Here is an 11,118-nt window from a genome sequence, read left to right on the forward strand (position 1 = left end):
GGGGGTGCGGTGCGTGCACCGCCACGGCCCGGATCAGTGCTCCCATACCTTGAACGCCCTTACCTGGTAAGGCGACCGGGGCACCCAGCTGCCACCGCCCGGGTAGGTGTCGAATTCGCCGGTCTCGGCGCATTCGGCGCTCTGGTAGGTGGTGACCGGACGGCCGGTGCGGTTGGCGAGCGCGGCGGCGGTGACCCCCTTGGGCAGGGAGACGCAGCTTTCGATCTCGGTGCCGGACAGCTCGTAGGTCTGCCGCTTGCCGCCGAAGTCCGCCGTCGGCCACAGGCACAGCTGGCCGGCCGAGCAGTCGCCGGACGCGGCGGTGCGCCCGGCGGTGCGCCCGGCGCCGGCGGCGTGCGCGGTGGGGGCGCCGAGGGCGGCCGGGGTGACCAGCGCCGCGGCCAGTGCGGCCAGGCCGGTGACCAGCGCGGTGGTGTGGAACGTGTCGAACAGACGGATACGCATAGGAGCCTCTCCCCGTGACGTGGCCGTGGAGCTCCCGCGGAACGGGAGGTGGGCCACGGCGTTGGCGTCCGCGGCGGGCCGGTGCCCGCCGCGGGTTCGTCTTCGAGCCTGGCGCCGGCGCGGCTCGATCACCAAGGCCCGGGCGGCGGCTCCACCCGGATCAGGTATGTGGATAACCGCACGGCTCTCCGTCGGCGCCGCGGTGTGCGCAGTTGACGCGCGGCGGGGTCGCGGGGGCCGGGCGCGGAAACCGTTCCTCCCGTGCGCCGCACGGCAGTCGGGCGTGCCCGCTGCCCAGGAGGAGGCACCACCGGGCGGTGGTTCCCGGATCGGGTCATCCGGATGAGGGATTCGGCGCTCCGGGCGGGGTCCAACTCGCCCTTGGCATACGGCGCGTGGCGGCGGACGGCGGAGGGGCGGGGCGGTTGACGGCCGGCGGGCGGTGGGCAGGCGTCCGGCGGCGTACGGATGGGCCGGCGCGGCACCCAGGGCAATCTCCCGGCGCGCGGCGCCCGGCGCGCGCAACGCGACGGCGCGCGGCCGGCCGGGACAGGTGCCCGGGCCGGCCGCGCGCCGGTCGTGTTCTTCGGGTGTGTACGGTGCCGGGGCGATGCGCCCCAACTACCGGGCGGTGCCGGTCAGATGTGGCCCATGCCGGCGCCCGCCTCGGCGTTCGCGCCGCGCTTGGTCAGGACCGCGACGGCGGCAGCGACGATCGCCACACCGCAGGCCACCGTGAAGGCCAGGCCCATGCCGGAGACGAAGGTGTCGTGGGCGACGGTGGTGATCTTCTGGGCGAACTCCGGCGGGGTGCCCTTCGGCACCGGTGCGATACCGGCCGAGACGGCATCGGACACCTGGGACATCTTCTCGGGCGGCAGCGGCGGGAGGCCGGCCGCCTGCCAGTTGCCCGGGAGCCGGCTGTCGACGCGGGAGGCCATCACCGCGCCGAGCACGGCCGTACCGAGGCTGCCGCCGACCTGCATGGCGGCCTGCTGGAGACCGCCGGCCACACCGGACAGCTCCAGCGGGGCGTTGCCGACGATGACCTCGGTGGCGCCGACCATGACGGGCGCGAGGCCCAGGCCGAGCAGGGCGAACCACACGGACATCGGGCCGGTGCCGGTGCCCGTGTCCAGACCGGACATGCCGTACATGGCGACGGCGGTGAGGACCATGCCGCCGACCAGCGGGATCCGGGGGCCGAACCTGGTGATCAGCGCGCCCGCGAGCGGCGAGCCGACGATCATCATGCCGGTCAGCGGCAGCAGGTGCAGACCGCTGTCGACGGGGCTCATGCCGTGGACGTTCTGGAGATAGAACGTCACGAAGAACAGCCCGCCCATGAAGGCGAAGGCCATCAGCACCATGAGGACGGTGCCCGCGGTCAGCGGCACGGAGCGGAACATCCGCAGCGGGATCAGCGGCTCGCGGACCTTGGTCTCCAGGACGGCGAAGAGCGCGAAGAGGACGACGGCGGCGATCAGGAAGCCCCAGGTCTTCATGTCGCCCCAGCCCCAGTCCGTCGCCTTGATCAGCGGCCAGATGAGGCAGAACATCGCGCCGGACAGCAGCGCGATGCCGGGGATGTCGAAGGAGCGGGGGGCGTTCTCCGCGCGGTGGTCCTTGAGGATCACCAGGCCGAGGATCAGGGCCAGCACGCCGACCGGCACGTTGATGAAGAACACGGACTGCCAGCTGACGTGCTCGACCAGCAGTCCGCCGACTATCGGGCCGCCGGCGGTGGAGGCGCCGATGACCATGCCCCAGATGCCGATGGCCATGTTGAGCTTCTCGGCCGGGAAGGTGGCGCGCAGCAGACCCAGCGCGGCGGGCATCAGCAGCGCGCCGAACAGGCCCTGCACCACACGGAAGACGATGACCAGCGTGACCTGGCTGGAGAAGCCGATGGCACCGGACGCGGCGGCGAAGCCGACGATGCCGATGAGGAAGGTCTGACGGTGGCCGAAGCGGTCGCCGAGCTTGCCGGCGGTGATCAGCGAGACGGCCAGCGCGAGCATGTAGCCGTTGGTGATCCACTGCACGTCGGCGAGCGACGCGCCCAGGTCCTGCTTGATGGCCGGGTTGGCGATGGCGACGATCGTGCCGTCGAGCGCCACCATCATGACGCCGATGGCGACGGAGAAGAGGGTCAGCCAGGGATGGCCCCGCAGCCCCTTTCGAGGCTCCGGTACGGGAAGTTCCGGTGCGACGTCGGCGACCGGGGTCTGTGAGCTCATGATTCGAGGCTAATGTCAGCCACTGACAATTGACAAAGTGATTCATGAGTCGGTAACTGTCGTTTAGGTCACAGGTATTCTGAGCAGCAGGAACACCAGGGAAAGGCGGCGCAGGATGGCGACCCCGACGCCGCAGACGGCACCCACCGGCGGCCTGCGCGAACGCAAGAAGCAGCGCACCCGCGACGCCCTGATCCGTGCCGCACTGGAGCTCTTCACGGAGCAGGGGTACGAGACGACGACGATCGACGAGATCGCGGAGGCCGTGGACGTCTCCCAGCGCACGTTCTTCCGGTACTTCGCCAACAAGCAGGACGTGGCCTTCGCCGTCCAGGACATGGTCGAGGCCCGCTTCCTGGACGAACTGCGCGCCCGCCCCGCGGACGAGGCCCCGCTGACGGCGCTGCGCAGCGCGGTGATGGTGGCCTGGGACGACATCGGCAACGCCATCGCCTCGGTGATCCCGGTGGACCTGCACATGCGCTCGTACCAGATGATCGAGTCAACGCCCGCGCTGGTCGCGGCGCATCTGCGCCGCTCGTCCGAACTGGAGGAGCAGATCGCCCAGTTGATCGCCCGGCGCGAGGGACTGGACGTGGACGCCGACCCCCGCCCGCGGGTGCTGGTCGCGGCGTTCAGTGGCGTGATGCGGGTGGCCGGGAAGGTGTGGGGCGAGGGCCAGGACTGCACCGTGGCCGCGATCCGCGAGCTGACGCAGTCCTATCTGGACCACATCGGGCCGGCGATCGACGTCGACTGGAAGACCCGCTGAGCGCACCGGCCGCCGGGCATGGACACGCCTTCAACCCGGCGTAACGACCCTCGTCCGCTGCGTGATCGGCTCCTTGTCCAATGAGATGGACTCTGCACGAGTGAGCACCGAATAGAGACACTTAGTGTCCGTTTTAGTCGAAATACCCTCCACGAAACGTGAGATGCCTCACTGGCCTCAGCAGGCACCCTCCCGCGTCTCCTAGGGTGGCCCGCGGTGACTTCTTTCCCGGGCCTCGGTCCCTCCTCCGGTTTCCTCCAGTCCACCGCCTGGCGTGCCTCGCTCGCCCTGGTGGTGGTGTTCGTGATGCTTGCCATGACCGGCTGGACGGCCATCAGAGGCACCAAGGACGACGCCAACCCCCTGGCCACGGCCAGAGCCGCCTGGCGGCACGCCACGTTCCACGGGCACCCGCTGCCCGACCCGGACAGCGCGCCGGCCACCGTCCGCGCGTTCTTCGCCACGCTCGACCAGGCCGAGGGCCAGCAGCTCGCGGACCGCTACCCGCTGGCCGTCGGCAACATGGGCGGCGCCCCCGTGAAGCTGCGCTACAGCGCCAACCGTATGGCCATCGACGCCGCCCGCGCCGTCGAGAAACGGCGCATGGGCGACCACCGGCTCACGCCGGTCGGCCGCCAGGAGGCGGGCCGGCTGATGCACCGCCTCGAATCGATGATGAGCAGTGGCCGCCAGATCCTGGCCTTCGACCCGGCGGGCGACGGCCGGGCCGCGGAGGTCTTCGGCGACCTCACCACGGCCGACCGGGTCTCGGTGGTGGTGCCCGGTGTGGACACCAACCTGTCGACCTTCGAGCGCACCGTCAAGGCGACCGCCGCCCCCGTGGGCATGGCGGAGTCCCTCTACGGCGCCGAGCGGTCCGCCCGGCCCCAGGCCCGTACGGCGGTGATCGCCTGGGCCGACTACACCACGCCGGCCGGAGTGGGCGTCGAGGCCGCCACCGGACAGCTCGCCGAGGCCGGCGCGGTCCGGCTGCGCACCCTGGTCGACGCACTGCCGTCCGGTGACTCCGTCTCGCTGTTCTGCCACAGCTACGGGTCCGTGGTGTGCGGCGTCGCGGCCCGCAACCTGCCGGAGAACGTCACCGACATCGCGGTGGCGGGCAGCCCAGGTATGCGGGCCGACAGCCTGTCCGGGCTGGGCACGCACGCCCGGGTCTGGGCGATGCGGGACGCCGACGACTGGATCCAGGACGTGCCGTACCTGGAGGTCGGCGGGCTCGGCCACGGCGCCGACCCGGTCGATCCGTCCTTCGGGGCACGCATCCTGTCGGCCGCCGGCGCCGACGGGCACGCCGGCTACTTCGCTCCGGGCACCCGCAGCCTGCGCAACTTCGCGCTGGTCGGCGTCGGCGCCCTCACGTCGGTGGAGTGCGCTTCCGGCGCCCCCCACTGCCGCGCGGACCTGGCCTGACAGCCGGGATGCGCACCGCCGTGCCCGCAGGTACGGCCCGGCGCCCGGGGACGGGCCGTACCTGCGGGAACCGCGGCCGGTGCGGGTGACGTGAACAGGGCAAGGCGCCCGGCAGGTGACCGGGAGGCCCGCGACGCGCGTAGCGCAGGTGTCCGGAAGGGGGACGGGCGGGCGACCACCCGCATACGATGAGCCACATGGGTGATGTGCTGGCCGGTTTCCACGCCGTCTGGGAGTTCGACACGGACTCCGTGCTCATCCGCTTCGAACGGGGGATCCGCAGGCCGAGGCTGTTCCAGGCGCTCGGCGAGCGACGCATCCCGTACGAGGCGCTGAAGTCTGTCGAGGTCTCCCGGGGCAGGCGCGGCACGGTGGTGCTGCACGCCGCGCCCCGGCAGGGGGCCGACCCCCTGATGGAGGCCGCGGACGGACAGCTCAAGGAGGACGCCGACCCGTACCGGCTGGTGCTGCCGGCCGAGCGCGAGACGCTGGCCGAGTTCTACGCCGACGAGCTGCGCACGGCGCTGGGGCCCGCCGCGAAGGAGCCCGCCGAGCGCCACCTCGTGGCCGCGCCGGAGCCTCCGCTGCACTTCAAGGCGTACGACGGCAAGGCGTCCTTCGACGGCCGGTCGGTCGCCTTCCGCTGGTTCTGGACGGGCGCCTCCTCGGCCAAGTGGAAGAGCGGCGACCAGACGTTCGCGGTGGACGAGCTGTCCGGCGTGGAGTGGCGCTCGCCGGAGATCTTCAACGGCTATCTGCGGCTGCTGGAGCGCGGGGCCCGCGAGCCGGGGGCCGGCGAGGCGGACCAGGACCCGGCGGCGGTGGTCTTCGGACTGGGCTACGGGCTGGTCCACGAGTCGCTGCCGTTCGCCGCCTCCGTGTTGCAGGCCGTACACGCCGCCGAGCCGGCGCCGGACGTTCCGGAGCGCGAGCCGGTGCGCCGGGCCGGGGAGACCCGCCGGGACCCCGCCGACATCGCGGACCGGATCCGGCACCTCGGGGAGCTGCACGAGGCGGGGCTGCTGACGGACGCCGAATTCAGCGCGAAGAAGGCGGAGTTGCTGGCGGAGCTCTGAGGGGCGGGGCTCCGGGGCGGCGGTGACGGGGCCGGGCGGGACCGGTGGCGCGGGCCGCGGTCCGCCGGGTGGGCGTCATACCGTGGTACGGGCCGGAACCCCGAACCCTGGTATGACGCCGGTGCGCGGGCGGTCCGCTTACATTGATCTCGCGATGTCCAAGCGATCCCCCACCCCAGCACGCGAGCCGGCCCGCGGCGACGGGCACGAGCCGGCCCGCACCAGGGCGCTGCGCGCCGCACGGCAGGCGGTGCGCGTCCTCGCCGTCGAGCTCGGCACCCCGGCCGGTCCCGGTACCCCGCTGTTCGCCGGTGTGCAGAGCCGCTGGCTGCGCCGTCTGCCGTACCTCGTGGCGTTCGTGTTCACAGTATCCCTGCTGCCGTCGGGCGTGAACGTCCTGCACAACGACTACGGCATGAGCGGCGGCCTGGCGGGCGCGCTCGCCACCGCGCAGAGCGTGCCGCTGCTGCTCGCGGTGACCCGGCCGCTCCAGGCGTGGTGGGTGATCTTCGCGGCGGACGTCGTCGGTGCCGTGGCGCTCATCGGCGCCCACGGGGTCGCGGGCCGCACCTGGCCCTGGCCGCCCATGGTGATCGTCGGCTATCTCGTGCTGATGCTGGCGCTGTCGCTGCGCGAGCGCCGGCGCACCCTGATCGCGGTCTGGCTGACGACCGGGGCCGCCGGGATCCTCGCCGAGACGATCGCGCCCGACAGGAGTCAGAGCACCTGGGTGCTGATGTTCGTCCTCTCCGGCGTGATGCTGCTGATGGGCGCCGCCCTGCGGGAACGCGGCGACGCCCAGCGGAAGTTGCAGGAGCAGGAGACCATCAGCGAGGCGGAGCGCGCCCGGCGCACGCTGCTGGAGGAGCGCACCCGTATCGCCCGTGAGCTGCACGATGTCGTCGCCCACCACATGTCGGTGATCACGGTCCAGGCCGACAGCGCCCCCTACCGCATCAGCGGGATACCCCCGGAGGCCCAGGAGGAGTTCGGGTCGATCGCCGCCACCGCGCGCGAGTCCCTGGCGGAGATGCGCCGGCTGCTCGGGGTGCTGCGCAGCGAGGAGACGGAGCGGCAGGGCAGCCCGGAGAAGGCCCCGCAGCCGGGCATCGGCCAGCTGCCGAAGCTGGTCGAGGCAACCGTACGGGCCGGTGTGCCGGTCGAGTTGGTGCTGCCGGACGAGCTGGTGGAGCCGGAACCGGCGGTGGACCTGTCGGCGTACCGCATCGTGCAGGAGGCGCTGGCCAATGTGGTGCGGCATGCGCCGGGCGCGCCGACCCGGGTGTCGGTGACGACGACCGGGGACGGTGCACGGCTGACCGTGCTGATCGTCAACTCCCGGCCTCCGGTGCCGCCGGTGCCGTCCGCGCCGCTGGAGACCAGCGGCACCGGGCACGGCCTGATCGGCATGCGGGAGCGGGTGCGTCTGGTGGACGGCACGCTCGACACCGGGCCGCTGCCCGACGGCGGCTTCCGGGTCGCCGCCCAACTCCCCCTCTCCGCGCCGCTCTCCGGGGCGGCTCCCCTCTCAGCGAAGGACTCCGACTCCGCATGACCACGCGCGTGATCATCGTCGACGACCAGGCCATGGTGCGGGCGGGTTTCGCCGCCCTGCTCGCCGCGCAGAGCGACATCGATGTGGTGGGTGACGCCCCGGACGGTGTGCAGGGCGTGGCGCTGAGCCGGCGGACGCACCCCGATGTGGTGCTGATGGATGTCCGGATGCCCGAGATGGACGGACTGGAGGCGGCCCGTCAGCTGCTCGATCCGCCCATCGGGGTCACCCACCGTCCGAAGGTGCTGATGCTGACCACCTTCGATGTCGACGACTACGTCTACGAGGCGCTGCGGGCGGGCGCGTCCGGGTTTCTGCTCAAGGACGCGCCGCCGGCCGATCTGATCTCCGCGGTGCGCGTGGTGGCGGCCGGCGAGGCGCTGCTCGCGCCGTCGGTGACCCGGCGGCTGATCGCCGACTTCGCCCGGCAGCGGCCGGCGCCCCGCAAGGACCGCGCCTCCCTGCGGCTGAACGGCCTGACGCCGCGGGAGACGGAGGTCCTGGAGCTGATCGCCCGCGGTCTGTCCAACCAGGAGATCGCCGACTCCCTGATCCTCGCCGAGCAGACCGTGAAGACCCATATCGGCCGGGTGCTCGCCAAGTTGGAGCTGCGGGACCGCGCCCAGGCCGTGATCTTCGCGTATGAATCGGGTCTGGTGGCACCCGGGGAGCGGTGACGGGGACCGCCCTCCGGGTAACCCCACCCCGCTCTCCGGGTAGCCCCACCCCTCTCCTGGGGGCAGCCCCCGCGCTCTCCTCCGCGAGGACGAGAGCGCACCGGCACCCGATACCCCGGTATCACCCGGGAGTTGGCGCCGCGGTGTGACGTCACGCCCTACACCGTCTCCCTACCTTTCCCTCCGCCACACCGCCGGGAGAGGGAGAGACCACCATGACCGTGCCGCGGAACGCCGTTCGGCGCAGCAAGCGGACCGTCGTCGCCGCCGCACTGGCGGCGGCCGTCGTCGCGGGCACCGGCGGATGGGCGGCCGGTACCGCACAGACCGCGGTGACCGGGCCGGCGCCCGGGGCCGCTGCCTGGCGGGCCGACCACTCGCTCGGTGTCCGGCTGCCGGATCCGGCGACCGCGGCGCCCGCCGAGATCGCCCGCTTCTTCGCCTCGCTGCCCGACGGCCGGCGGGAGGCCCTCGCCGCCCGGCATCCGCTCACCGTCGGCAACCTCGACGGGGCACCGGTCGCCCTGCGCTACGAGGCCAACGCCCGTGCGCTGCGCGCGGAGCGGGACCGCCAACTCGCCCTCGCCACCGACCCGGCCGGCACCCTCCAGGACCACCAGCAGGCCAGGAAGGCGGCCGACCGCTGCGCGGCGCTGCTCGCCCCGGGGCGCCGGATCCTCGCCTTCGACCCGCGCGGACGCGGTCAAGTGGCGGAAGTGCACGGCGACTTGGCGACCGCCGAGCGGACCGCGGTGATCGTGCCGGGCTCGGACATCGACCTGGCGTCGTTCGACCGGGCGAAGGACCCGTACGGCACCCCGACCGGAATGGCCGCGTCGCTGCGCCGGCAGATGGCGGCGGATGCGCCCGGGACCCGTACGGCGGTGATCGCCTGGGCCGGCTACACCACCCCGGTCGGCCTCGGTCCGGACGCGGCGACCGGCCGGCTCGCCGAGGCCGGCGCTCCCCGGCTGGCCCGCCTCCTGTCCGGCCTCGCCGCCCTCGGCACCCCGGCGCCGGCGGTGTTCTGCCACAGCTACGGATCGGTGGTCTGCGGGCTTGCCGCGCCGCACCTGGAACGCGGTGAGATCGCCGACCTGGTGGTCTTCGGCTCGCCCGGGATGCGCCACGACAACGTGGCGGGGCTGCACACCCCGGCCCGGGTGTGGGCGGCGCGGGACGCCTCCGACTGGATCGGCGACGTCCCGAACGTCGAGCTGCTGGGCCTGGGGCACGGCGCCGATCCCACCGGTCCGGCGTTCGGGGCCCGCCCCGTCTCCGCCAAGAAGGCCAAGGGCCACACCGGATACCTCGCCCCCGGTACGGACTCCCTCCGCAACTTCGCCGCGATCGCGCTGGGCCGCTACGCCGAGGTGCGCTGACGGCGACCGGCCGGCCACCGGGTGCCGCCCGCCGAGGCGGCGGCCCCGCTCCCCCGTCAGCAGTCACCGTCCGGCACCGGCCACGCGGTCACCACGCACCGGAACCCACCACCGGGCACTCGCGATCGGGCACCCGGCATCCACCCACCCACTCAAGGACGCCCCATGGACACCGCACCTCTCGTACGCCTCACCCGGACCGTCCGCACCGCCGTCCGCACCATCGAGGACCGCACCCCGGCGGACCGCGACCGCGCCGTCGACGGACTGCGCGCCCTCGCCCTGCTCTCCGTCCCCACCGGTCACTGGCTGCTCGGCGGCTTCACCCGGGACGCCGGCGGCGCGCTGCACAACGCCAGCCCGCTGACCGCCCTCGGCTTCCTCGCGCCGGCGAGCTGGTTACTCCAGATGCTCGGCATCTTCTTCCTGGTCGGCGGCCATGCCTCGGTGCTGTCCCTGCGGCGCGCCGGCGCGCGGGGCGTCTCCACCGGCACCTGGCTGCGCGGCCGGATCGCCCGGCTGGGCCGCCCGGTGCTGGGAGTCGCCGCCGTCTGGGCGGCGCTGGTACCGCTGCTGTACGGCCTGGGAGTGCCCGCCGCGACGCTGCGGACGGGGGCGACTCTGGTGATCCAGCCGCTCTGGTTCGTCGGGGTGTACGTGATGGTCACCGCGCTCACGCCGTACTGCGCCCGCGCCGCACGGCGGTTGGGCGGATGGGCCGCCGCGCCGCTGCTCGCGGCGGTCGCCGTCGTCGACTTCCTGCGGTACGGGCCGTACGCACCGGGCATGCCGTCCTGGCTGAGCCTGCTCAATCTGCTGCCCGGCTGGATGTTCGCCTATCAGCTCGGCGTGTCCTGGGGCGAGCGGCGGCTCGGCCGGCGCGCCGCCTGGACGCTGCTGCTCGGCGGCGCCGCGCTGTTCGCCGCGCTGCTGCTGTTCTTCCACTACCCGGCGAGCATGGTCGGCGTCCCCGGCCAGGACCGGACGAACTCCCATCCGCCGTCGCTGCTGGTCCTGGCGCTGGCGGCGGCGCAGTCCGGGGCCGCGATCCTGCTCCGCGACCGGCTGGCCGCGCTGCTGCGCCGGCCCGCGCTGTGGGCGCCGGTCGTGGTGATCAACCTCTGTGCGATGACGATCCTGTGCTGGCACCAGACCGCGATGTTCTCGGCGGCCGTGCCGTTCTCCTTCGCCGGCGCCGTACCGGGTCTGACCGTCGCCCCCGACGCGCCCGGCTGGATCCTGGCGCGGCTGGCCTGGCTGCCGGTCTTCGCCGTCCTGCTCGTCCTCATCGGGTGCGTCACCCGCCGCTTCGAGACGCCGTGGACCGGCGTCGGGCGGGCCCGCCGGGCGGTCGCGGCGGTCCTGGCGGCCGGCTTCGCGGTGTTCGCGCTGGGGCTCGCGTGACCGCCCCCGCGGGAGCGGGGCCGGCCCCGGCACGGTACCGGCCGGCGTGCGATCAGCTCCGATCACGCGCCGGGCGGCACCGGGGCACCACGGGACCGCCGTGGCCGGCACCGCCG

The 11,118-nt window shown here is 73.4% G+C and carries 9 protein-coding genes; 7 read left to right on the plus strand and 2 right to left on the minus strand.

Translation table 11 applies throughout. The features are described from left to right. Positions 1-33: 33 nt before the first annotated feature. On the minus strand, positions 34-465 hold the full coding sequence (locus tag IEZ17_RS10835) for a peptidase inhibitor family I36 protein (RefSeq protein ID WP_189298943.1): 432 nt from the start codon (positions 463-465) through the stop codon (positions 34-36). 638 nt (positions 466-1,103) lie between these two features. Then, on the minus strand, positions 1,104-2,705 hold the full coding sequence (locus IEZ17_RS10840) for an MFS transporter (protein WP_189298945.1): 1,602 nt from the start codon (positions 2,703-2,705) through the stop codon (positions 1,104-1,106). A gap of 115 nt (positions 2,706-2,820) precedes the next feature. On the opposite strand from IEZ17_RS10840, the gene IEZ17_RS10845 reads away from it, so the two are divergent. The 7 genes from IEZ17_RS10845 to IEZ17_RS10875 all read left to right on the plus strand — a co-directional run bounded on the left by IEZ17_RS10845 (position 2,821) and on the right by IEZ17_RS10875 (position 11,002). Then, positions 2,821-3,477, plus strand: a complete 657-nt coding sequence (locus IEZ17_RS10845) for a TetR family transcriptional regulator (RefSeq protein ID WP_189298947.1) — start codon at positions 2,821-2,823, stop codon at positions 3,475-3,477. Positions 3,478-3,693: 216 nt separating this feature from the next. Continuing rightward, positions 3,694-4,908 (plus strand): alpha/beta hydrolase, encoded by a 1,215-nt coding sequence (locus tag IEZ17_RS10850; RefSeq protein ID WP_189298949.1) that lies wholly within the window; start codon positions 3,694-3,696, stop codon positions 4,906-4,908. 197 nt (positions 4,909-5,105) lie between these two features. Then, positions 5,106-5,984: a DUF4429 domain-containing protein gene (locus tag IEZ17_RS10855; RefSeq protein ID WP_189298951.1), complete on the plus strand. Its 879-nt coding sequence runs from the start codon at positions 5,106-5,108 to the stop codon at positions 5,982-5,984. 154 nt (positions 5,985-6,138) lie between these two features. Next, positions 6,139-7,539 carry a sensor histidine kinase gene (locus IEZ17_RS10860; protein ID WP_189298953.1) on the plus strand — a complete coding sequence of 467 codons (1,401 nt, stop codon included), beginning with the start codon at positions 6,139-6,141 and terminating at the stop codon, positions 7,537-7,539. Beyond that, positions 7,536-8,216, plus strand: coding sequence for a response regulator (locus tag IEZ17_RS10865; protein WP_189298955.1), 681 nt, complete (start codon positions 7,536-7,538; stop codon positions 8,214-8,216). Before IEZ17_RS10860 ends, IEZ17_RS10865 begins: the two co-directional genes overlap by 4 nt. 215 nt (positions 8,217-8,431) lie before the next feature. After that, positions 8,432-9,598 (plus strand): alpha/beta hydrolase, encoded by a 1,167-nt coding sequence (locus IEZ17_RS10870; RefSeq protein ID WP_189298957.1) that lies wholly within the window; start codon positions 8,432-8,434, stop codon positions 9,596-9,598. 165 nt (positions 9,599-9,763) lie between these two features. Further along, positions 9,764-11,002: an acyltransferase family protein gene (locus tag IEZ17_RS10875; protein WP_189298959.1), complete on the plus strand. Its 1,239-nt coding sequence runs from the start codon at positions 9,764-9,766 to the stop codon at positions 11,000-11,002. The last annotated feature ends 116 nt before the right edge of the window (positions 11,003-11,118 follow it).

The sequence above is a fragment of the Streptomyces albospinus genome, from assembly GCF_014648695.1.
Lineage (GTDB): Bacteria > Actinomycetota > Actinomycetes > Streptomycetales > Streptomycetaceae > Streptomyces > Streptomyces albospinus.